Here is a 24,057-nt window from a genome sequence, read left to right as displayed (position 1 = left end):
GCTAATCTAGGCATCGCGGTTCAGGTGGTGAATGACCGATGCGCCTGAATACCTGCTCCGGAGTCCGGAAAAGAGGACGGGCAAGTGTTGGATGCGCTTTCTGATGTCTTGCGTGTGATCAGGCTGTCTGGAGGGGTCTTCCTCGAGGCGGAGCTCACTGCGCCCTGGTGCATCAACGGCAGAATCTCGGCGGATGATTGCAAACCGTTCCTGACGGCTCCTCGACATATCATTGCGTCGCATTTTGTCGCCGCAGGGCACATGCAAATACGAATAAACGGTGGTGCCGCCCTCGACGTGGGGGCAGGCGAACTCGTTTTGCTTCCTCGCAATGACGCCCATTCCTTTGGCAGTGACCTGAGCATTGCGCCCATGCCGGCGAGGGACGTTATTCAGCCGCCGGAAGTCGGCGGCATTTCACGAATCAAGTATGGCGGGGGCGGTGAGGCCACGCAGTTATTGTGTGGATTCCTCGGCTCTGAAACACCCTTCAGTCCGTTGCTTTCGTCGCTGCCATCCTTATTGAAACTGGACCTGCGCGCGACGGCTTCGGGCACCTGGATCGAAAGCTCATTCCGTTTTGCGGTGAGTGAAATCGCGGCGGGACGCGTCGGCTCGACAACGGTCATCGCCAAGCTATCCGAATTGCTATTCGTCGAAGCCGTCAGCCAGTATGTCGCAAGCCTTCCCGCTGAGCGGCGCGGGTGGCTGGCGGGGTTGCGGGACCCGCATATCGGGCGCGCGCTGGCGCTACTCCATGCTCGTCCAACCGAGGGCTGGACTGCAGAAGCCCTGGCGCTTGAAGTGGGCATGTCGCGCTCGGTATTCGCGGAGCGATTCACGGCATTGGTCGGACAGCCACCGATGCAATACCTGACGCTCTGGCGTATGCACGTGGCGGCTCAACACCTACGCGAAGGTCGCGGCAATGTGGCGCAAATTGGCTTTGCCGTTGGCTACGAGTCCGAAGCTGCGTTCAGTCGCGCATTCAAGCGCCAGTTCGGCACATCACCCGGCACTTGGCGCAGACAATCAGCATGAGAAGTTCCGGAGCCGATGGAGACTCACTCAGCTAAATCGAAAGACCAAACCGACATTCGTGCTCTGCCCCTTCTCGAGACACATGTTCGATCAAGAAGCCGCACCGTTCGAGTACTTTTGCCGATCCGATATTTTCAGCGTATACGGTGGCCACCAGTTGTTTAAGGTTCCAATGCAACTGCGCCTGCTGGATCAGATGCCTCACCGCCAGCGTTGCCAGTCCCTGTCCGCAAGCGTTTTGGGCAATCCGGTAGCCGACTTCTGCCGACCGCTCGGTCATATCGATGCCTTTGAGGTTCGCTCGACCCACTATATTTCCAGCGTCATCTTCGATGACGAATGGGTGCCAGGTTCCGGCGGCAAAATCAGCTAAATAAGCGTCAATGTGGTCGGTGACGCCCTGCATCGAGTAAAAGGCAGAACCGCGCGCGTCAATGTGGCGCTCGAACCATTCGCGATTGTCCAGCTCGAACGCCAGCAACGCCTCGGCATCAGTACTTTGCAGGGTACGAATTCTGACGGGCTTCATAAGGTCGCTCTCCTTGCTGGTAGCACTACTTGAATAATTGCTCGATTCAATCCCGGGAAGGCGCAGACTATCACTTCAACCCGCAGTGACGGGTCGGCCAATTTTGCCTCGCCACAGGACCGGGCGGGGGGCATAGCCTGTCGGTATCCAGGAATCGCATTCGGTATGCCATGATCTATACTCGCTCGTTAGTTGAATTCCTCATGCCTAGAAGTTTGCCGTTGGGCGGATTGATCTCTTCCTTCAGGAGAGTTTCGTATGCCAGATGACGCCAATTTTGAAGCGCCCGTCGCGCCCGATGTAAGCGGTGTAACGGACTTGCCTCCGGAAATGATTCAACAGTTGAAGGTGCGATTGACAGACGCGGCCAAGTTGCATGATGTCTTGGCCGATCCGATCATGTTTAACGGCGGCACTATCCTGGTGTTGCTGTTGACGACACTGGCGACGCTGTTACCCGCTACAAACTTTACTTGGGTGGCACCTTTGTGTTCTGCGCTCGCTGGGTTGTTCGTCGCAATGGAGCGAGCCCTCGGATTCGGTGCCCGTTGGCGTTATCACCGTGAAATGCGTTTTGCCTATGAATCAATTATCGACATGCTGGATTTTCTTCCGGTAATTCCCGCCTCCGAACGCCCGAAATATATCCGCGATATCTTTACGGCATTGTATGCGGTTCGATCTCGGGAGTCGGCGATCCCGAATGCAGGGACTAATTCAGCACCTACCTGATTACGATTCCAAACTACCTGCTTCGTTTCGGCTCAACCGGGGGGGCTTCAGTCGGCTTCATATCTTTTAGGCGTCGGTTAGCCACGACGTTATAAATGGCTGCTTTGCGATTCACCGCACCAGTTGCTCCAGCAACTCAGGCGTCACGTAGTGCGGTCCGTCGAACAGGTAGAGCGGATAACCGTCATAGGCCGCGAGTTGCGGTTTGAGTTCGGCCGCGGTCGCGGAGCGGAATCCGCCGCCGAAGTTGGGGCGAAAGGCTTCGACGATGATTCGCACACGGTCCTTGCCCAAGCGCTGGCGCATGGCGTCGGCGTAGGTTCGGGCCACCGGTGCGGTGCGGGCGTAGACGCCGACGCCATCCTGGAAGAACACGCCGATGTCATCCGGCAGCCATTGCTTGAGCCAATCGGCGGTGGCGGCGGGGCCGATGTTGGCGCCGTCGTAAACACTGATCCATAACGGTCGCGGCAGCTTGGCCAGCAGGGCGGGCAGTTCTTTGGCGCGGGTCCAGCTGGGGTCGACTTCGGCCGGGAAATACCAGCCGGTGACGTGTAGCGGCGTAGGCAATTTGGCGATGCGTTCCGAGACAGCGGCCAGTTGCTCGATGTTGTCCCGTGAGCGGTTCTCGCTGAAGTAACCGGCCAGCCCGAGAATGACATCCTGCGCCCAGGGCGCCTTGGCGATACGGGTCCAGTCGGGCAACACCGGCACGGTGGGCAAGCCGGTACCGGGAACGAATGCCTGATCGTCGACGACGGTCCATTGCACCAGCAGCTCATGGGCGCCGAGTTTTTCCCAGTGGCCGTTGATGCCGACGGTCTTGTTGTCCGGCTGCCAGACGATGCCGACAATCCCCGGGTCAAGAGCCTTGGTGTGTGTCACGTAGAGCATGCCGGAACCTGCGCCGAGGGTAGCGATAAGCAACAGGGCGACAACGGTCGCGCGACTGGCGGTATAGCCAAAGATTTTCACAGGGCTGCCTTTTTCAGGGGCGGGGGATATGCCCACGTCGAGGGCAGGTTAAACCCCAGGCACAAATAAACTCGAACGTTCATACCAGTCCTCAATAGGAATACGTCAGGCGAGCGAACACGCCTTGAGCGCGGTCATCGCCCAGCACCTTCACGCGGTACTGCAGAGAAAAATCCACGTAGGAGCGTGGGGCGTTGTAGGCATCTTCGCGGAACCAGTACCGGACGTTGTTGCCGACGCCGATGCCTGCGGCCTTGCCGGATGATGAGCTCGTGCTGCCGTCGGTATCGGTCTCGCTGTTCATCTTTGAGTCATAGTCGAATGCGGCCACGACATGGGGGAAGCTCACCCAGTGTGAACCTGCGCCGCCGATGGCGTAACTGCGGCCGACCTGCCATTCGCTGTTGAAATAGTCACGCGAGTCATTGATGTAATGACCGCCTTCAGCAAACAGCTGCGAAGTCCACCAGCTGGAGGTATCGACCCGCAAATCGGTCCCGATACTTGAGCTATAGCCCAGGCGCACCAGCCAGTCACCGTTGACGTCTGACGACCCCAAGGGGACTGTGCGCTCAACGGCAGCCATCACGTTCAGCGCCGTGAACGGCTTGACCCGCACACCAACGGCGCCTTGCAGGGCATCGATACCGCTAGCCGAATCGCTGTTCTTGCTCCATAGCGTGTCGGTGACGCGACCGTAGAGTTCGACAAAGCGTGCATTGCGATAGCCCAACGGGCGCCAGGACAGTTCGGTGCTGTTTTGCAGGCTGTCGTTGCTGTTACTGCCGCTGCTCGGCGCTGAACTCAGACCGCTGCTGGAACTGTTGCCGCGATAACTGGTAGTGCTGATCAAGCCCCAGGTACGCGACACATCGGCCACCGCGCGACGGGTGTCGAAGAGCTGCTGCGGGGACGTGTCGAGTTCACCGGCATTTTTTGCGTCGATGACTCGCTTGAAATAGGTGACGGCTTGCTCATCGTCATTGACCCGCATGGCGTTGTAGGCGGCATCCTGCGTTGCCGTCGGTGAGAGTCGGCTGCCAGCATCGGCCTTGCGAAACGATTCACGGGCGTGGTCATCGTCGCCGGCCTGGACCGACAAGTAGGCGATCTGCAGGTCGCTCATCGTTTCCAGTTCGCCGGTGTCCCGCGCCTGTTGCAGCCGTTCGCGCGCAGTTCTTCTCTGGCCGATGGCGGCGTACAGACTGGCCTCTTCGTAAGCCGGCAAGCTGCCCAGGGCCAAGGCCCGGGTAAAATCCTGGCGTGCCCCGGTATCGTCCCCCGATTGTTGACGCAAGAAGCCGCGCTGGCTCAGCAGCCGGGCGTCATCGCCATTGGCCTTGAGACCATCGCTGGCCGCCGCGATGGCTTCGGGCACATGCTTCTGCTCGGTCAGGGCGCTGACCAGCAGGCGTCGATACGCCGGGTTCTGCGGTGTGCGGCCGACGGCTTGGTTCGCCTGGGCAACCGCCGTTTCGAAGTCCTTGCGGGCCAGGGCCGCGTAAGCCTGGGCGGCGAGGTCAGTTCCGCCGTCGCGCTGGTTGCCCGGCCAGATATCACACACCAGGCCAAAGGCCGTTTCCTGACAGTTCAGGGCCGGAGCAGGGACGTGAGCGACAGTGTTCAGATCCCCATTGTTTTTCTGCCGCAGCGCTATTTGTGCGGCGCTGCGTCGGCGGGCTATTTCGCCACCTTCATCATCGACCAGTGGCTGCAGATCATCGAGCGCCTGCTGAGGCTCGCCATGGGCCAGTGCGGCGTCGGCGGCGAAGAAACGAATGTTGCGGACTTGCGCTTGCGGCAGGCCATCGATGGCGAGGGCCTGCTTCAGGTCAGTTTGAGCGGCTTGAGTCTTACCCTGCCGATCAAGGGCGTAGCTGCGCAGAATCCACGGTGCGATTTCCCCGTCATCCTGTGCCAATGCAGCGGACGCGGCTTGCTCGGCCCCAGGGTAATCGTTGGCGGCGAGCAGGGCGCTGATCAGCAGTTGCTGGTTGGCGCCGATTTCCGGGGCCCAGGCGACGGCTTTTCTGGCCTGGTCCACGGCCAGCGGCACATGGCCTTGCTGCAGGGCGCGATAGCCCTGAACCGCCAGCGGCACCGCCAGTTGACGACGAATCGCTGCGCGACGCGTCAGCAATGCGTCGTCGTCCGGGAACATCGCAAGCGCCTGGGTGGTGGCTTGATCCGCTTCCTGCAGATGCGGTTGGCGCTGCAAGGACTCGATCAGCAGCAGTCGATAGTCCATGCGTTTGGGCGCCTGAGTGATGGCCTTGCGTGCGGCCTGGGCAGCAGCGCCGAAGTCATCGCGGTCATAGGCCTTGAAGGCCTGGGCAGCAGCGCCGAAGTCATCGCGGTCATAGGCCTTGAAGGCCTGGGCAGCAGCACCGAAGCCCGGAGCCTGACGTGATTGCGGGTAGCGCCTGGGATGATCACGCAGGTCCTTGTCGCGCTGAGCCAGCACAATCAGCGTGTTCAAACGCTGGATATCGGCGCGCTGACGTAGCGCTTCGCGAGCCTTGGCGATGGCCAGGTCATAGTCTTTGCGCTCGTAAGCGCTGTACGCCTCGTTGGCGGTGACATAGGCCGGACCGGTCAATGGCAATGGCAGCGTCTGGGCATGAGCAAACGCAGGTATCAGGCTCAGCCCCGTGGCCATGAGGGTCAGTAAGGGGCGATTCATGCAGGAAGCTCCGCAGGGTAGTGGCTGTGCTGACGTGCCACGGCTTTTTCGATGGTGGCGCGAGGCAGCACGCCGCTGTCGACCAGATAGTCGCCAATGCGGCCATGATGCTGCGGGCGGTACTGCAACATCGCGCGGCTGAACACATCGCGATCCAGCAGGCCCATTTCGATCAACAGGTCGCCCAGCAATGGAGCTCGGGCATCCGGCACGGATTGGCCTTCGCGCACGTTCAGTTGACGCAATTGCGCGACGATTTCGCTCTCCCGGGCAATCAGCTGCACCGGTTCGCTGCCCAGTTCGTCGCTGACCTGTTGCAGGCCTTCGGCCGGCAGTGGGCTGGCCACGGCGACTTGCGCACAGCCGTCGGCATTCAAGCCAAGCGGCACCACGCGCCAGCGCAGGGCGAATTCATCGTCCAGCATCTGGTTCGAATCCCGCGCCTTGGCGGCCACATCGAACACCCGCGGCAAGTCGTTCTGAAAGGCGATGGCTTCCGCGAGCGTTTCGTCGTCCAGCCAGCCGTTGCTGAGTAAAATCCGCCCCAATGGGATGTGCCGGGTTTTCTGTTCGACGAGAGCATTTTGCAGGTCGGTTTCGTTGATCGCCTGCCAGGACAGCAACACGCTGCCCAGCTTGCGAGGTGCGGCAGCGACCAGGTCGGTGGACGGGAAGTCGTGCATGGTCTTGTCCCACACCAGTTTGCGGTTCAGCGCCTTGCCAACCAGGAACATGCGCCAGGCCCGTGACGCGGCCATGAAGTTGACGAAGTTGCCCACCACCATGCGCGGGATGGACAGCAAACCATGCTGCCAGCCGTATAGCACGGTAGTGAAATAGCAGCGATGCGCGATGCGCCAGGCCAGCGCGAGACCGTTGGCCAGCAGCAGGTATTGGATAAAACCGTTGGTTTCAAACGGCGTCGGGAAACTCACGTCCCACAGTCCGCTCTGGCGCAAAACAATCAGGCCCAGCAACTGCACCAGAATCACGTAGGCGATGATGCTGACGAACGCCGTCACTACGCCTTTGCGGTCGCGAAACAGTAGATAACGGTTGGCCAGCGAGCCGCTCCAGCCCATTTGTTCCCAGCCTTGCAGCCCGATGCCCAATGTCCAGCGGGCCTTCTGGCGGAACGCGGTGCGGAAGGTGTCGGGAAAGAATTCGCGCACGCACAACGGCATCTTCAGGGTCGATTCGTAAGGCTTGCGAAACCATGATTTGCGCAGCACGCGAAACTGCACCGGGAAGCGCACGAAGATCGCATTCATACCGACCTTGGCCAGGCGTGCGCCGACGTCGTAGTCCTCGGTGAGGCTGTCGGTGTTGAATGGCTGGTTCTGGGTTTCCCCGGCCAACACTTGCAAGGCACGATGTGAAAAACAGGTGCCGACCCCGGCAGATGGCACGGTATCGGTCATGCTTTCTCGCACCACCAGATCCTTGCCATGCCATTCGGCGAATTCGTCCATGTAGGTGCCGGCCACCCATTCGTACCAGTTGCGCTCCAGCGAAACCACGGGCAACTGGATCATGTCCTTGCGCGGCAGCAAGTAGTTGAACAGGCGCAATTCCAGCGGGTGCAGCACGTCTTCGCTGTCGTGCAGCACGACGCCGGCGAAGGTCATGCCGTGGGTTTTCTCGTGCAGGAAAATCGCCTGGATCACCCAGTTCAGGCAGTCGGCCTTGCAGGTCGGCCCGGCATGCGGGACTTCCACGCGATGCAGCTGCTTGTAGCGCCGACGCATGCGCTCCACTTCATCGATGGTGCGTTGGTCGTTGATGTAGGTGCCGACAAAGACCACATAGTTCTGGTAGTCCAGGGTCGACACCATGTTCTCGATCATCGGCGCGATGACGTCGTATTCCAGCCAGGCCGGAACCATGATTGCCAGCGGTTGTTCATCCCGGGCCATCAGTTGCTCGGCGGTCAGCGGCCGGTACTTGCGACCCACGGTGAATTTGCGGAACAGGCGACGAGACCAGTACCACAGGTCAATGAACAGATCGTCCAGGCTGGAAATCAGAATCAGCACCGCGACCACGATGGTCGAGGTCTCCAGGAAGCTGTAGTAGTGGGCCAGCCAATAGGGCCAATAAAGCGACGTCATCGAGGGTTACCGTTACTGGCGATTGCGACGGGCGTTACGGCCGGCCAGCAACAGGATGAGGACCAACAGGATGCCACCGGGAATCAGCCACAACAGCGACGGTGTGCGCCAGGCGTCCAGCCCCTTGGGTTCTTCGTGGTCGATCAATTGGCTGCCACTGGGGTCCTGGGTGTCGAAGGTGGTCAGCGTACCGTTGTCACCGAGGATGGCGACGTCGCCGCGACTCAGCAGAACCTGCCTGGCGAAGCGGGGGGCGTCGGTGCCCAGTGTGCGATAGACCAGACCGTGCTGGCCGCCGCTTTCCACGGCTTGCAACGAAGCCAGGTGGTTGAGGGGATGCACGTCGAGCAACACCTGATCCTTGTGATTGATACGCAGGCGGCCCTGCTCGTCGACCTGCACCGACTCTTTACTGTCCTTGATCGGCAACTCGAAGGCCAGGAAGGCTTTGTCTGGCGTGACTGAGACTTTCGGGTCTGCGCTGATATTCAATTGCGCACGCAGCGGCGAAACACCGGCGGCGTCAGCCACCGAAATCACCTGCGGCAAACTGCTTGCCGGGTGTTCGAGGTAGGCCTGCGGCACGAGGATCTGCGCGTTCACGGCAAAGCGTGCAGCCATGCCGGAAAAGTCATCATCCAGCGCAGTCTTTTCCAACACGATATGGCTGGTCGGCAGCACCGAGACCGGGAAGGCTTGTGGCGTTTCGAGGCAGCGATCACTGACCGGCTGGCGCTGGAACGACACACGCAGCACGTTGGTCGAGCCCACGGCGTAACGTGGTATCCGCGCTTCAATGCGTTGCTTTTCTCCGTTGGCCACGAGCTGTTGTGCGCCAATCAGATAATCGTTGAGAAACAGCGAGGCCACCGGCGCGGTGTCCGAGGCGCCGGGTGCGGCGGACACATCGATCACCGCCTTCACCGGCAGACGTCCGTCGTAGGCCACGCTGCCCAGAGGGAACGAGGTGCTCCAGTCGGATTTGGCCAGCACGTCGATCGCGCCGGGTTTGCCGCCCAGGCGCGACAAGGCCACACGGCCGTCGGCGCTCAATGGCAACTGTGCTTCGCTGACGGTCAATTGGCGGCTGCGTGCCAGTGTGTTCCAGGCCGAGCTGAACAAGGCCAAGGCCTTGCCGGTCGCTTGCGGCGCGATCGTCAGCACTGGGCGTGTCCCCAGCAATGCCAGTCGCACATTGTCCGTGCCGGTGGCGGCCAGGCCTGCATTGATATGCCGTACACGCCATTGCGCGAAGGCGCTGGCTGCGGTGGCGTCGAGACCTTGAATCTGACTTTGCAGCGCATCCAGAGACTCATTGACGGCCTTGAGCAGTTGCGGGTCGTTGATGGCCAGATCCGCCTGGACGTTCGGGGTTTGCCCCAACATCAGCAGCGCGCCGATTTGCGCCGGGTTCTCCAGGACGTGCGGGCCTTTGCCGTTGAGGCTGGCGAACGCTGGAATAGTTTGCAGTTCGGCCGGGATGCGCAGGCCGGTCAGGTCAACGCTGTCCTGTACGGCGGGAAAGGGCAGGATGTGGCTGTGCTTGCCGATCCGTTCCAGTGCCACGCCCAGACGCCAGGCGGCGTCGTAGCTTTCGGCGGATAAGGTGCCCGGCGCAACCATGATCCCCGGTTTGCCAGGTAATGCCGTCCAGGCCGCACCAACGTCCTGTAACTGGCTGGCGTCGTAGCTGTAGTTGAGGCGGGTGTCCGGTTCGATACGCAATACGTTGCCGATGGCGCGTTCGTCTTCGCACAACACGCGGGACACGATCGACGACCAGGCAATACCCAGGCGCACCGAACCGCTGTCACGCGCGGTCTTGTCCACGCCCAGCGTGGCGCTGGCGTCACCTTGAGCTTCGCTGAGCCCTTCGGCGCGCACCGGATAACCGTCCAGCGACAGCAGCAAGGTGTTACGGCCGCCTTCGCCGTTGAGGTAGCTGGCGTCGAAATTCAGCGTGGCATCGGTCAGTGGTACACCCGCCGGCACGGGTAAATACAATTCGCGCCGGGCATCGGTGGAACCCAGGATGATGGGGGCGTCGATCCCCAGATCGCTCAAGCGGATCTCACGCTCCTGCCGAGTGTCGGCGTTGAGTCGGTTGATCGCCTGGGTGAGCGGGCTGTCCGCGGCCAAGGCGAAGGTCGGCATGAGCGCGAGCAGGCTCACGCCACAGGCAAGGGCGCTGAGCGCACCCGTATGGATGGCAACGGAAGACTTCATTCAGGTAGATCTCGAGCTGATAAGGGGAGGAGCGGTTCGGTTTAGAGAGAGGTGAAAGCCGGGTAATTTTCCTCGGGCACAGGCACCGCTGTCGGGTAATGCAGGAACTTGGGCAATGACTGCCGAGCGACGACGAACTCATCGACCGGACGCCCCATCAGCGCGTCGACGATGCGCGCGCTGGCGCTGCCATCGCCGTATGGGTTGGCCGCCTGGGAGCATCGACGCCACAGCAACTCGTCATCGAACAACGCGTTGACACTCGCGATGATCGAGTCCGGCGAGGTCCCGACCAGGCGCACAGTGCCCGCCGCGACCGCTTCGGGGCGCTCGGTAACGTCACGCATGACCAGCACGGGTTTACCCAGTGAGGGGGCTTCTTCCTGCACACCACCGGAGTCGGTGAGGATCACGTGTGCCCGTTGCATCAGTCGCACGAAAGCCAGGTAGTCCAGTGGCTTGATCAGGTGCACATTGGGCAGGTCGCCCAACTGCTCGGTGACCGGGCCCATGACATTGGGGTTCAAGTGCACCGGATAGACGATCTGGATGTCGGCACGCCGGGCCAAATGGCTCAGGGCCTTGCAGATGTCGAGGAAGCCTTCGCCGAAGTTTTCCCGACGATGCCCGGTGACCAGCAATACCTTGCGGCCGGGTTGCAGGAACGAGAATTGCTCATCCAGGCCTGCACGCAGGTCAGCGTCCTGTTCGATGCGCTGCGCGGTCATCTGCAAAGCGTCGATCACCGTATTGCCGGTCACGAAAGAGCGCCCCTGCAAGTGCTCGTCGAGCAGGTTTTTTTGCGACTCGTGGGTCGGCGCAAACAGCATGTCTGCACCCAGGTCGATGCAGCGACGATTCATTTCTTCCGGCCACGGGCTGTAGATGTCACCGGTACGCAGGCCGGCTTCCACATGGCCGACCGGGATGCGTCGATGGAACGCAGCCATCGCGGCCACCATGGCCGAGGTGGTGTCGCCATGTACCAGCACCCGGTCCGGGTGGGCCATTTCCAGCACGGGATCAATCGCCTCGTAAAGCGCCGCGGTCAGCGAATTGAGCGTCTGGCGCGGCGTCATCACATCGAGGGTGTAATCGGCCTTGAGGTTGAACAGATCCAGCACCTGTTTAAGCATGCTTTGATGTTGGCCGGTGATGCATATCTGCGAATGAATGCCAGGTTCCGCAGCGAGGGCTTTGACTAAAGGCGCCATCTTGATGGCTTCAGGACGGGTACCGAAGATCGAAAGGACTTTAAGCCTTGAATGATGGCGGACGATGATGCCTTCCTCGCGCAGTTCTAGTGCGCAACACAAAAGCTGCCCCAAGTTATATTGAAACTTGAGCCACGCTAGCGTTATTTGAGTTTAGTAAAGGCCGGGATAGTCAGCGTGAGCGCTGATGTTCACTTCATGTGAGAGGGGACGTCGCCTGGAAACCCGGAAGCTGCCGGATTATTAGCATCAAAGGTGAATATTTTAAAGCGTTATGTGTGGGTTTTTATTTAATTATAAAGTTTGAAACTTTTATATTCGTGGTCGGTCACTTATGGTTTTTAATGATTTTATGAGGTTTTTATTTAAGTATTATTTAGGATTTATATTGTTGATTTGTATGGCTATTTTATATTCTTACTCCGTTCGTCAGTGCGTATGAATTGTTCATGGGTTGTAACGGTCGCGTCGGCGCTGTTAAGGGTCTGTCTCTCTGAAGAATGGTGGTTGTAGCGGTCACTTAAATGACGCCTGAATATTGTCGCGATGCAGTAGGGTAATAAGTTTTTGTGAAAGGGTAAATAACGTATTAATAGGGGATGATGTTTGAAGAAAGTGTTCGTCAGTGTAATTGGCCTGTATTTCAACAGAGTCAGCCGATAGCAGTTCCTTTGCCATCAGCGATTTCTGTGAGTCGAGCGCAAGTCCGCTCCAGGCCTATCGCAGCCTGTCATGGCTGACAAAAATAGACCTTGGCGGACAGTCAGGACACTAGCGTCAGGCTTCGGATTGATGAGCCGCCCAGTGTTTCATCTCTTCGGCAATGAAGTGGTTCACCAGGTCGCTGTACATCTTCTCGATGGCATCCGGGCTCAGGCCCTCGGCTTCGGCCCATTCGCGTCGTGTTGCCAGCATGGCCTTGAAACGCTCCGGAGCGCGCACCGAAGTCACCGAGGTCTTGAACTTCGAGGCGGCCAGCACGTAGTGAAAACGCTTGCCCAGCAGCTTGATAACGGCCTGATCAAGGGTGTCGATTTCGCGTCGGATATCTTCCATGCCTGCACACTCTGCGGGCTGCAACTGATTGATGACTTCCATGTAGGTGACTCCGTTTGTTGGAAAAAATCGTGGGTTCAAAGTTCTGATTTGACGACGGCTACTCAGCCTCGCGAGCTCGGCCCGCTCTGATAAATTCGATGAGCGCTTTCAAGGTCGGTGGCACATGCCGCCGGCTGGAATAATAAAGAAAGAATCGGCTTGGCGGTGCTTTCCACTCCTGGAGTATTTCTCTGAGATGCCCGTTCCGGAGATCGTCGCGCACCAGCTCCTCGTAGACATAGGCAATACCAGCGCCATCTTTCGCTGCCTGGATCATCAGCGCATCATCTTCCAGAATCAGCGGGCCGGTGACGGACAACCGTATCGGTTGACCGTCGGCTTGATACTCCCAAGCGTAAAGTTTTCCACTGGGAAAACGCCTGGCAATGCACGCATGGTCGAGCAAGTCGCGGGGGACGTGCGCGGTTCCCTTCGCGGCCAGATAGGCGTCCGCAGCGACGGTCACGAACGATTGAGGTGCGCCGACAGGGACTGCGATCATGTCACCGGCCAGGCTTTCACCGAAGCGGACTCCAGCGTCAAATCCCTCATTGACGATATCGGTCAATCCATCATCGGTGATCAGGTCCAACTGAATACGTGGATACCTGGCCACGAAGGGCGCGAGCACTTTCGCAAACACAATGCGAGCCGCCGGGCGCGCCACGTTGAGGCGAAGTTTGCCAGCGGGCACTTCCTGCATTGAGGTCAATTGCGCCAATGCATCGTTAACCTGGTGCAGGCTCGGGACCAGCGTCGCCAATAGCTGCTGGCCGGCCTCGGTCGGGGTCACGCTACGAGTGGTTCGGTTCAGCAGTCTGATGCCCAAACGTGCTTCCAGCGCTCGCATTGCGTGACTCAACGCGGAAGCTGAAACGCCACGCTCGTCGGCGGCTTTGCGAAAGCTGCGATGGCGAGCGACGGCGGCAAAGGCGTCGAGTTCAGAGAGATCGGGGTGATAACTCATGAGTTTTATTCAGTAGTTCAAATACGATTACCTATCTTATCGTCATGAGACCTCTGCCGGATACTTCCTCCATCATTGGTGGAGAGCTCGCTATGCAAAACAATCGTCTTGGATCATCGGATTTTCTGATTTCGCCGATTGGCCTGGGAACCTGGGCAATCGCCGGCACCGGCTGGGAGTACAGTTGGGGAGCGCAGGATGACAAGGACAGCCTGGGCGCACTTGAATATGCCGTCGAACGCGGCGTGAACTGGATTGACACCGCTGCGGTTTATGGCTTGGGCCATGCAGAGCAATTGGTGGGGCAATTGCTGCGGCGGGTGCCGGCGTCACGGCGTCCTTTGGTGTTCACCAAAGGCAGTTTGGTCTGGGACCCGGTCACGAAGAAGATTTCGCATTCACTGGCCCCTCAATCCTTGCTCGCCGAGATCGACGCAAGCTTGCGCCGGCTTCAAGTCGAGACGATCGATCTTTATCAGATCCACTGGCCTGCTTTTCCTGCCGACGCCAGCAGTGAAGGCATTGAAGTGGCGCTTTCGGCTTTGGCCGCCGCGCGCGATCAAGGAAAGATCCGCGCGATCGGTGTATCGAATTTCGATGTCGCTCAACTCAAGCGGGCGCAGGCGGTGACGGAGATCGTTTCGCTCCAGCCGCCGTACTCGGCCTTGATGCGGGACATCGAGCAGGACGTTCTGCCATTCTGCGAGCAGGCCGGGATGGGTGTGCTTGCCTATTCCACACTTCAATCAGGGCTACTGTCCGGCAGCATGACGCGCGAACGCATTTCGCAACTACCCGAAGACGATTGGCGCAAGGCCCGAAGTGCTGATTTCCAGGAACCCCGTTTGAGTGCGAACCTGGCATTGGTTGACGTCATGGCACGTATTGGAGAAAGGCACGGGGTGAGCGCTGCTGCGGTCGCCATCGCCTGGGTACTTCGCAAACCGGTCGTGACGGGCGCCATTGTCGGAGCCCGCCATCGCGCACAAGTAGACGGGCTGATTGCAGCCCTGGAGTTGCGCCTCAGCGCTGCGGAAATCGATGAAATTCGACCGTTCCTGCCGGCGGGCATGGGAACGAATGTCCCTGGTGCCGCCTGACACTATTGAGCGGAGGGTGAGGGTTCGCTCCTGCATATTGAATGCAGGCATTCGATGGGTAGCAGAACGGTCGATCAAGATCGCAATGCTACCCATCACATGGGCGGGGGCACTCGTCACTCAGAAGCGAGCGCGGCATCCCCCAGTTCCTGCCGGGGGTCAGCGGCCGTCTGGCGATCCACCTTGAACCATGCGGCGTACAACGCCGGGACGAAGAAGATCGTCAGTAGCGTCGCCACGGTAAGGCCGCCCATGATCGCAATTGCCATTGGTCCCCAGAACACACTGCGCGTCAGCGGAATCATTGCAAGCACGGTGGCCAACGCCGTCAGCATCACCGGACGGGCCCGGTGAATGGCGGCATCCAGCACGGCATTCCACGGGTCGCGCCCTTCGGCGATCTCGGTTTGCACCTGGTCGATCAGGATCACCGAATTGCGCATGATCATGCCACCCAGTGCGATGATGCCCAGGATCGCGACGAAGCCCAGCGGCGACTGGAACACCAGCAGCGCCGGCACCACACCGATCAAGCCCAGCGGCGCGGTCAGCACCACCATCCACATGCGAGAGAAGTTCTGCAGTTGCAGCATAAGCAGCAGCAAGATGCTGATCATCATCAGCGGGGCCACCGCCAGCAGCGCCTTGTTGGCCTTGTCGCTTTCTTCCACCGCGCCACCCACGTCGATGCGGTAGCCCGACGGCAGCTTCGCTTCGATCTCCTTGAGCAACGGCTGGATCTCCTGCGTCACCGATACACCTTGCTCGCCATCCTTCACGTCGGCACGCACCGTGATCGCCATGTCGCGGTTGCGGCGCCACAGCACCGGCTCTTCCAGTTCAGAGCGCACCTGTGCGACTTGCGACAGTGGCACCACCGTGCCCTGGCGCGTATAGAGGTTGATGTCTTTGAGTGTGTCGAGGTTCAAGCGCTCCTCAGGCACGGCGCGGGCCACGATGTCGATCAGGTCCTCGTGCTCACGCAGCTGCGACAGGGTTGCGCCGTTCATCACGGTCTGGGTCGCCAGCGACACGTCGGCCGGCGTGAGGCCCAGCGCGCTCGCCTTGTCCTGATCAAGCTGCACTTTCAGCGTACGCACCGGGTCGTTCCAGTCGAGCTGGAGGTCACGCACCTTCGGGTTGGACGCCACCACCTTCTCTACATTGCGAGCGATCCGGCGCACCACCTGGGTATCGGGGCCTACGACGCGGAACTGCACCGGGTAGCCGACAGGCGGCCCCAACTCGAGCCGGGTCACCCGCACCCACGCCTGCGGGAATTGTTGGTCGGTCGAGGTCATCAGCCGTGCACGGACTCGCTCGCGTGCATCCAGGTCCTTGGTCATCACAACGAACTGGGCAAATCCAGGATTCGGCAACTCGGGGTTGAGCGAGAGATAGAAGCGCGGTGCGCCGGCGCCGGTGTAGGCAGTATAGAAACGCACGTCTTCGTCCTTCGCCAGGATTTCCTCCATGTGCTTGACCTGCTCGGTCGTCGCGGCGAACGAGGAGCCTTCCTTGACGCGCAGGTCAATCACCAGTTCAGGGCGCGAGCTGTTGGGGAAGAATTGCTGCGGCACTAGCTTGATACAGGCCAGCGCCAGCACCAGGGCGCCAAACGTCGCACCGATGACCGCCCAGCGGTGCTCGATGGCGGCGTCGATCAGGCGGCGCAGGCTGCGGTAGAACTTCGTGTCATACAAATCACCGTGCTGGTGCTTGCCCAAATCGTTGGGCAGCATCTTCACTGCCAAGTACGGTGTGAAGATGCCGGAGCAGATCCACGAGAACAGCACCGCGGCACCGACGATCCAGAAAATGCCTCCGGCGTACTCGCCGGTGGTGGATTTCGAGAGGCCGATCGGCAGGAAGCCCACGACGGTGATGAGTGCGCCGGTCAGGCGCGGCATGGCGGTGGACTGATAGGAGAAGGCGGCCGCCTTCACGCGGTCCATGCCGGTTTCCATCTTCGCCACCATCATCTCGATGGCGATGATGGCGTCATCCACCAGCAGCCCCAACGCGATAATCAGCGAGCCGAGTGAGATACGTTCGAGGTTCCAGCCCATCGCCAGCATCACCAGCGCCACGCCGCCCAGCACCAGCGGCACCGTGGTCGCGACCACGAGGCCGGCGCGCCAGCCCAGGCTGGCCAGGCTCACCGCGATCACGATGATCAGCGCCTCGGCCAGCGCATGACCGAAGTCCAGGATGGCGTCCTTCACCGTGGTGGGCTGGTCGGCCACCAGCTCCAGCTCCACGCCGTGTGGAAGTTCGGACTGGATCTTGGCGACTGCCGTATTCATCGCCTTGCCAAGGTCCACGATGTTGCCGTCGCTGGTCATCGTGATACCGAGCATCAGCACTGGCTGGCCGTTGTGGCGTACCGTGTAGGTGGGCGGATCTTCGAAGCCACGGGTAACGGTCGCAATGTCGCCGAGCTTGATCAGTCGACCGCCCGCAGTGATGGGCACGTTGCGGATAGCTTCTTCACTGGCGAATTGGCCGCTTACGCGCACCATCACGCGGTCGCCTCGGGTGTCGATCTGGCCTGCGGGCAACAGGGCGTTCTGGCTCTTGAGGCTTTCGGCGATGGCCAGCGGAGTAATGCCCAGCGCTGCCAGGCGCTCGTGCGAGAACTCGACGTAGACACGCTTGGCCTGTTTGCCGATGAGGTCGATCTTCTTGACCATCGGCACCTTCAGCATCTGGCGCTTGATGTCTTCGGCCGCGTCCGACAGGTCGGCGTGACCGATGCCGTCGCCCTTGACGGCGTACATCAGGCCATACACGTCGCCGTACTCGTCGTTTACGATCGGCCCGATCACGCCGTCAGGCAGCTCGAGGCTCAGGTCGTTGAGTTTTTTACGCGCCTGATACCAGGCCTCGCGCTGGTCAGCCTTGGAGGTGCCGCCGCGCACGGTGAGCGTCATGCCCGCGTAGCCTTGGCGTGCATAGGTGACCACCTTCTCGAAGTTGTCGATCTGCTCGAATTTCTTCTCCATGCGGTTAAGGACCTGATCCTGCATCTGCTGGGCGGTAGCGCCCGGCCAGATGACCATGGTGGTCATGGAGGGCACGGAAAAATTCGGGTCCTCGAGCTGACCGAGCCGGGTGAAGCTGAAGGCACCGGCCACCGCGACGAGGATGAGCATGAACAGGACGATGGCGCGGTGACGCAGCGCCCAGTCGGTGAGGTTGAAGTTGTTCATCGGGCGGCCTGCTGCGTGGTGTTCGCATCAACAATCGACGCGCCGGGAAGCGCGACTTTCAGTCCGGAGGACATCTTCTGCACCCCGGCGGTGACGACCAGTGCGCCGGCCTGCGGTCCGGAGACGAGCACCTCGTCATTGCGATAGCCCCACACCGCCACCTGCACCAGTTCAACGATGCCCGCCGGACCCTTGCCCTCGGGCGTGACCACCCACAGCGCTGGCTGGGCGCCGATTTGTGTCAGTGCCGTGGCTGGCACCGCCGCCACGGAGACATTTGTCATCATCCGCTCGGCGGTAACCGTGGCAGTGGCGCCCAGTGGCAGCGCCTGCACCGGCTTGAGCCGCGCGCGATAGGTGCGCGTCTGCGCCGCAGCCTGCGGCGACAGTTCACGCAGGGTGACATCGAAGACTTCGTTCGGCGCACTGGTCAGCGAAGCCTTGAAACGCGCCTCCTTGAAGACCGACAGCTGATCCTCGGGCACATCGATGACGATCTCGGATTCATCCGGATTCGCAACCGAGACGACCGGTTGACCCTCCGCCACGACCTGTCCCGCCTCAAAGCGCACAGCTGTGACGACACCGCTACGCGAGGCGCGCAGCACGGTGTATTTGAGCCGGTTGCGCGCGAGTTCGAGCTTTCGTGCCTCGGCCTCGGCGGTCGCATGCGCGGTTTGGGCGTTGGTCTGCGCGCGCTCGTCATCCGCTGCACTGACCGAGCCGTCAGCCTTCAGCGCGGTCAGGCGCTGGCGGTCCGAATCGGCCTGGTGCGTCTGCTCGACGGCAACCGTCCATTGTTGTCGCGACGCGTCTTCAGCGAGGCGGTAGTCGCTGTCATCCAGCACAGCCAGGATGTCGCCGTCGTGCACATACTGGCCGACATCGACCTTGCGCTGGGCGACCTTGCCGCCCACGCGGAAGGCCTGGTCGACTTCGTGCCGCGACTGTACGGTGCCGACATAGCGACTGATATCGCGGGCATTGTCGTAGCTGATTTCAGCGGTGCGAACCGGTCGTGGTGCCTGCACGGTGGGTTGCTCCGGGCTGCACGCGGACAGCATGACGGCTACGGCCAGGGCGCCGGCCGCAGTAAGGGAGGTTTTCAAGGCGGTTCCTCTTTGGAAAACGACAGATTCTTAGGAAAGTGGTGGCCGGTCGGCTTCGATGGTTGCGGTGGGAGTAGCGGGGTGTTCGAACACCTGCCAGCCTCCGCCCAAAGCCTTGTAGAGCTGCACGCTGTCGAGCAGCAGGCGGGTGTTGCTTTCGTTGGCGTTCAGGCGAGCCGCCAGACGCGCTCGCTGTGAATCCAGCAGCGGCAGCAGATCGATCTGCCCGCGGTTATAGAGCGACTGGGCGCGGTTCTGCGCAGACTCCGCGGATGCGGCGGCCAATTGCAGCGACCCGGAGCGGCGCCGTTCCTGCGCCAGCGTGACGAGGGCGTTCTCCACATCTTCGAGCGCTTTTACGATGCCGTCTTCGGCACGCAGCACTGCCTCTTGTTGAGCACTTTCGGCAGCCTCGTTGATCGCTTGCGTGCGCCCGGCGTTGAAGATCGGCATCGCCAGCAGGCCCGCCACGTTGGTGAAGCGCGCAGCGCCGAGACTCGCGCCGTTCAGGGTCAGGCCCTGTTGGCCGAAGGACGCGCCGAGGAAGAGCCGCGGGAACCACTCGGCCGCGGCCTGCTGACGGCGCGCGTTGGCTGCGTCGAGCTGCGCCATCAGCGCCAGTACGTCAGGTCGGCGTTGCAACAGTTCGGCCGGCTGGCCCGGCTTGGCTTCGGGCACCGCCGCATCGCCGTTCGAGGGCTGGATGTTCGCGGTATTGAAGGACTGATCGGCGATCAACACCGCGATACGATGGCGCGATATAGCCGCCAGCGTTTCCAGCGGCGGAATCTGTGCCCGCGCCGACAAGGCGTCGGTCTGCGCGCGCTCGACGTCGAAGGCGGATGCCAGCCCCACCTGCTGGCGCGCGGTGACCAGACGCAGCGTCTCGTCCTGCATCGCCGAGATGGCGCGCAGGGTCGCGACCTGGCGCTGCGCGCCGACCAGTGTGAAGTAGTTGCTGACGACGTCACTCATCACCAGCAGGCGCACGCCGCGCATGCTGTGCTCCGCAGCCAGCGCATCGGCGTCGGCCGCTGCTGCACCAGCGCGCAGACGCCCGCTCAGGTCGAGCTCCCACGAGACGTCCAGGCCCACACTGGTGGTCTTGGTATCCGGATAACCCTGTTTCGTGGCCGAGTTGTAGCCGCTGCTGCGATCGCTGCCGGAGGCGGATGCGCCAACGCTCGGGAACAGCCAGGAACGGCTGACCGTTTCGCCGGCACGCGCGGCGCGCAGACGCTCGGCGGCAATCTTGACGTCGCGGTTCTCGCGCGCTGCCCGGCGCACCAGATCTGTCAGCATCGGGTCGTGGTAGACCTCCCACCACGCTGCCTCGGGTTCCATCTCGGAGGCCGTGCTCGCGGCGTAGTTGCTCGGCAGGTCGACCGACGGCTTGACGACTGGCGTGGAGCAACCGGCCAGGGCAAGGGCGATCGAAGTGGAAAGGGCGGCCGCTACAACGGCGAGCCCGGTCCGTTGCAAGGTCGTCCGACCGGTGTGGAGGGACAGTGGAAAGGAAACTGGAAGTCGCGGCATCGCATTGGACTCGTGTAGATTCGAGGTGGCATCAGCGTAGGGCCCGGTGTGTGCGAAGTCGTCAGCGAAGCGTCGCCGTTCGGTCGCCATATCGAGTGTTGATTCAGGTTGGAGGTGTCATTCGCTGTCGGCATCTGCCGCGTGCTCGCCGGTCGCTGACGCGAGGTCGGAGTCAATCGACTCCAGCAACGCTTCGGCGGACGAAAACTCGCTTTGACGCCCGGTGACCAGGTTTTCGAGGCGGCCCACGAGCGCCCCGGGCGTGGCGTCGCTACGCAGCTTCACGACATATGAGCGGCGGTTCGGGTACTTGGATTCAGGGTTCAGGCTCATTGCAGACCAGGGGATCAGAAAGTTCGACGACAGCGTAGGCCGTCCCCCTGGTCGAGTCGTAAGCGAAAGGTCGTACTTCGGTCGGGACCACTGCAGCCCTTGTGGGAGCCTGCCTCTGTGGCGAGGGGGCTTGCCCCCGTTCGACTGCGAAGCAGTCGTAAAACCGGTCGCCGCTTTCTAACTCAAAATCGCGGTGACTGGATTCGGGTGCGCTTCGCGCCCCAACGGGGGCAAGCCCCCTCGCCACACACGCTCGCTCCCACAGGTTTTGCGTCTTTAATTCACGGGCTTTGCAGCCTGAAGCAGCGAGCGCGCACGTTTCACCAGCTCGGTTCCATCGGTTTCGGGCAATTGCTCAACCAGCGCCGCCAGGACCTGGCGGTCCTCGGCAGCCGCGTCGTGGTGCTCGCACAACTCGACCAGCGCGAGCAGCTCCAGCCCCGGTGCCGCCTGGGCGCGCGCTTCCTCAATTGCCCGCCGCGCTGCGGTGTTGCCGGCATCGAGCCGGCCCTGCATCCGCGCAATCGCTGCCTCCAGCAGCAACAGTTGCGGCAGGTACACGCGCTCGCCCAGTTCTTCCCCCACTCGCAGTGCTTCCTGTAGCTCGACTTGCGCAGCGTTTAAATCACCCGCCAGCAGCAGCGCCTCGGCGGCGTAGCCGAGCACTTCGCTGGCACCGGAGCGCATGCCGAGTCCGGTGTGTTCGTCGTAGGCTTCGCGGATGCTGCGGTAGCCGTCACGTGGAGCGCCATTGCGCGCCTCGGCCCAGCCGCGCCACCAGCGACAAGCCGTGCGCCCCAGTGCCAGCGAATACTCGTCGACCAGCGCCTGCATGTCGTCAGCCAGCGCTGCCACCCGCACAGGGTTGCCCATCCGCACCTCGATCAACACCTCTTGCCAGGTGGCGACCAGCCAGGTCATGGGCTGGCGAAGCGCCTGTGCGCGGGTTCGCGCCTGCTGCATGTGGTCCCGGCCTTGCACAACAAGACCGGAGCGCACGAGTTCTATGGCCAACATACCGTGCAGCATGACCTGAGGATCGGCCGCAAAGATTTCGTTCGCCCCGATATCCAGCGGCTCGGCGATTGCAAGCGCGCGCTCCAGCCATTGGCGGGTCTCTTGTGTACGCCCCTGAAGATGATGCACCTCGCCCTGTACGATGCATGCCACCAGCATGAGTGTTGAATCATTCGCCTCGCACGAGAGGGTTTCGGCGCGTTCTGCTACCGCCAGCGCCTGCGCATAGTCGCCGCGCAGCCCGAGCAGATAGCCGAAGCCGTGCAGCAGGCGCCCGCGCATCGGATGTTCGGGTAGCTCCGCTAGCCGCGTGTACGCGCGTTCGAACGCGTTCCTGGCTTCGTTGCCGACACCGAGCGTATGGAACGCCGATACGCCCTGCAGCGTCGCCAGGGTAATTTCGAGCGTATCGCGCTCGATCCCTTCCGGTGCTTGCCGCAGCAGGACCAGCGCGCGCTCGGTGAGACCGATGCACAAGGCCGGGCTGAAGTGCAGCAGCGCGGCTTCCGCGGCTTCGGCGTAATAACGCAGCGCGATCATCGGCTGCCGAGCCCGGTCGAAGTGTGTCGCCAGTTCCGAGGCCGCCACCGGCACGCCGGCCATGCGTTCGTGTTCGAGCGCAGCGCCAACCTGGTGATGAAGGTGGGTGCGCAACGAGCGCGGCGTGCGGTCGTACAGTACCTGGCGGAAGAGGGCATGGCGGAACGAGTAGGGCAGCTCCGCCATTTCATCAGGTTCGGCGACCCGCGACCGCGTGAGCCACATCTGCTCACGCACCAGTTCCTCGCAGGTGTCGACCACGCAAGCGAGATCGCGCTCGAGGGCCAGCGAAACCGTCTCGACCCGAAATTCGACGCCGCAGACTGCTGCCGCCGAGAGCAGCGCACGCTGCTCGTGCCCGAGCCTGGTGATGTAGTGATCAATGATGGCCGCGAGGTTTTCGGGAACCGCCATTCCCGCCAGTCGGGCTTCGATGGTGGCGTCGTCGTCCGCAGGGTCCATCACTTCACTGATGACTGACGACACGAACAGCGGCACACCGTCGGTGCGCTCGTGCAGGGCACGCACGAAGGATTCATCGCGCGCCAGCGACGTCGAACGTAGCGCGACATAGTCAGCGACTTCGGTTTCCGAGAACGGATCGAGCACCACTTCCTCGCACAGACGTTGTTGGCGCAGTTCGTGGCGCAATGAGTTAAGCGGATGTTCGAGCGCTACCACCTCGGCGACACGGAAGCTCGACAGCCACATAAGCCGCGCGCGGCCACGTCGCCGCGCCACATAGTCGATGAGCTGGACCGTTGCCCGATCGCTCCAGTGCAGGTCTTCGGTCACCAGCAGCAGCGGTCGCTGCTCCGTGTAGCGGTCCAACAGTTCGCCCATTTCTCGCAGCATGCGATCCGGGCCGATGCCGGCAAGCTCGCGCCGCAACGCGTCTCGCTCTTGCGCTGTGCTCAGCCACGGCAGTTGCAGCAGCCAGGTCGGCGCCACGGTGCGCAGCAGTGCCGGCAGGGCAGGGTCGCTGCGGCACAGATCGGCCAACGCCTCCAGCACCGGCAGGTACGGTTCGCCGGGGCCGTAATGCTCCACGCAGTGGCCGCGGGCACAGGCGATGCCGCCTAGGCTCGCGAGGAAATGCTCGATCAACGTGGTCTTGCCAATCCCAGGTTCTCCGGCCAGCCAAACCACTGCACGCTGCCCGCCGCAAGCCCGCTCCCATACCCGCTGCAGTCTTGAGAGTTTGTCGGTGCGACCAATGAATGGTGTCGACGGATAGGCAACAACCGCCGGCACCGTCGTGGATGCAGACGGTATCGAAGGGGCAGGGGATGGCCCGGCGATGAACCGATAGCCGCGCCGCGACACCGTCTCGATGAAGCGGGGCTGCCTGGGGTCGTCGCCCAGCACCTTGCGCAGATCGCTGATGGCCGTCTTCAACACTGAATCGCTGACAAACCGATGTCCCCACACTTCATCCAGCAAAGCATCTTTGGTCACCAGCGATCCCGGCTGGCGTGCAAGTGCACAAAGCAGCATGAAGGGCGTTGGCGCCAACGCCACGGCTTCTCCATTACGAGACAAGCAGGCGTTGGTTTCGTCGAGTTCGAACTCGACGAAGCGGAGCTGGACCGGGTTCGGATGGGACTGCGGACGTGCCACGTTGGATTCCTGAG

The 24,057-nt window shown here is 61.6% G+C and carries 16 protein-coding genes; 3 read left to right on the top strand and 13 right to left on the bottom strand.

Going from position 1 to position 24,057, the window contains the following annotated elements; genetic code table 11:
• Positions 1–84: 84 nt before the first annotated feature.
• Positions 85–1,041, top strand: a complete 957-nt coding sequence (locus tag LOY36_RS17355) for an AraC family transcriptional regulator (RefSeq protein ID WP_258669215.1) — start codon at positions 85–87, stop codon at positions 1,039–1,041.
• A 31-nt stretch (positions 1,042–1,072) separates the two neighbouring features.
• Here LOY36_RS17355 and LOY36_RS17350 read toward each other — a convergent pair whose 3' ends face one another.
• Positions 1,073–1,570 (bottom strand): GNAT family N-acetyltransferase, encoded by a 498-nt coding sequence (locus LOY36_RS17350; protein ID WP_258612336.1) that lies wholly within the window; start codon positions 1,568–1,570, stop codon positions 1,073–1,075.
• 258 nt (positions 1,571–1,828) lie between these two features.
• On the opposite strand from LOY36_RS17350, the gene LOY36_RS17345 reads away from it, so the two are divergent.
• Entirely contained in the window at positions 1,829–2,302 is a 474-nt protein-coding gene (locus LOY36_RS17345) for a hypothetical protein (protein ID WP_018925608.1), read from the top strand.
• A 111-nt stretch (positions 2,303–2,413) separates the two neighbouring features.
• Here LOY36_RS17345 and LOY36_RS17340 read toward each other — a convergent pair whose 3' ends face one another.
• The 7 genes from LOY36_RS17340 to LOY36_RS17310 all read right to left on the bottom strand — a co-directional run bounded on the left by LOY36_RS17340 (position 2,414) and on the right by LOY36_RS17310 (position 13,576).
• Positions 2,414–3,196: a hypothetical protein gene (locus LOY36_RS17340; protein ID WP_225609300.1), complete on the bottom strand. Its 783-nt coding sequence runs from the start codon at positions 3,194–3,196 to the stop codon at positions 2,414–2,416.
• A gap of 172 nt (positions 3,197–3,368) precedes the next feature.
• Positions 3,369–5,960: a bacteriophage N4 adsorption protein A gene (locus LOY36_RS17335; RefSeq protein ID WP_258669206.1), complete on the bottom strand. Its 2,592-nt coding sequence runs from the start codon at positions 5,958–5,960 to the stop codon at positions 3,369–3,371.
• Positions 5,957–8,071, bottom strand: a complete 2,115-nt coding sequence (locus LOY36_RS17330) for a glycosyl transferase family protein (protein ID WP_258669203.1) — start codon at positions 8,069–8,071, stop codon at positions 5,957–5,959. The genes LOY36_RS17335 and LOY36_RS17330 overlap by 4 nt, the downstream gene beginning before the upstream one ends.
• A 12-nt stretch (positions 8,072–8,083) precedes the next feature.
• A complete protein-coding gene (locus LOY36_RS17325; protein WP_258669201.1) occupies positions 8,084–10,297 on the bottom strand; it encodes a hypothetical protein in 2,214 nt (737 codons plus the stop codon).
• Between the two features lie 41 nt (positions 10,298–10,338).
• Positions 10,339–11,577 (bottom strand): non-hydrolyzing UDP-N-acetylglucosamine 2-epimerase, encoded by a 1,239-nt coding sequence (gene wecB / locus LOY36_RS17320; protein WP_258674197.1) that lies wholly within the window; start codon positions 11,575–11,577, stop codon positions 10,339–10,341.
• A gap of 711 nt (positions 11,578–12,288) precedes the next feature.
• Entirely contained in the window at positions 12,289–12,609 is a 321-nt protein-coding gene (locus tag LOY36_RS17315; protein ID WP_258669192.1) for an isochorismate lyase, read from the bottom strand.
• 58 nt (positions 12,610–12,667) lie between these two features.
• A complete protein-coding gene (locus LOY36_RS17310) occupies positions 12,668–13,576 on the bottom strand; it encodes a LysR family transcriptional regulator (RefSeq protein WP_258669186.1) in 909 nt (302 codons plus the stop codon).
• A 92-nt stretch (positions 13,577–13,668) separates the two neighbouring features.
• Here LOY36_RS17310 and LOY36_RS17305 point away from each other — a divergent pair, with 92 nt between their 5' ends.
• Positions 13,669–14,676: an aldo/keto reductase gene (locus LOY36_RS17305; RefSeq protein ID WP_064618683.1), complete on the top strand. Its 1,008-nt coding sequence runs from the start codon at positions 13,669–13,671 to the stop codon at positions 14,674–14,676.
• A gap of 116 nt (positions 14,677–14,792) precedes the next feature.
• Here the strand turns inward: LOY36_RS17305 and LOY36_RS17300 are convergent, their stop codons facing one another.
• From LOY36_RS17300 to LOY36_RS17280, 5 genes are all read right to left on the bottom strand, one after another.
• Positions 14,793–17,888: an efflux RND transporter permease subunit gene (locus LOY36_RS17300; protein ID WP_258669183.1), complete on the bottom strand. Its 3,096-nt coding sequence runs from the start codon at positions 17,886–17,888 to the stop codon at positions 14,793–14,795.
• On the bottom strand, positions 17,885–18,997 hold the full coding sequence (locus tag LOY36_RS17295) for an efflux RND transporter periplasmic adaptor subunit (protein WP_258669181.1): 1,113 nt from the start codon (positions 18,995–18,997) through the stop codon (positions 17,885–17,887). The genes LOY36_RS17300 and LOY36_RS17295 overlap by 4 nt, the downstream gene beginning before the upstream one ends.
• Before the next feature lie 30 nt (positions 18,998–19,027).
• Positions 19,028–20,533, bottom strand: a complete 1,506-nt coding sequence (locus LOY36_RS17290; protein ID WP_258669179.1) for an efflux transporter outer membrane subunit — start codon at positions 20,531–20,533, stop codon at positions 19,028–19,030.
• Positions 20,534–20,650: 117 nt separating this feature from the next.
• Positions 20,651–20,866: a hypothetical protein gene (locus LOY36_RS17285; RefSeq protein WP_258669177.1), complete on the bottom strand. Its 216-nt coding sequence runs from the start codon at positions 20,864–20,866 to the stop codon at positions 20,651–20,653.
• Positions 20,867–21,142: 276 nt separating this feature from the next.
• Positions 21,143–24,043: an AAA family ATPase gene (locus LOY36_RS17280; protein ID WP_258669174.1), complete on the bottom strand. Its 2,901-nt coding sequence runs from the start codon at positions 24,041–24,043 to the stop codon at positions 21,143–21,145.
• Between the last annotated feature and the right edge of the window lie 14 nt (positions 24,044–24,057).

This window comes from Pseudomonas sp. B21-019 (assembly GCF_024749225.1).
Classification (GTDB): Bacteria; Pseudomonadota; Gammaproteobacteria; order Pseudomonadales; family Pseudomonadaceae; genus Aquipseudomonas.
Note: the sequence above shows the minus strand (reverse complement) of the source record. Positions and strands in the feature narration are given on the sequence as shown.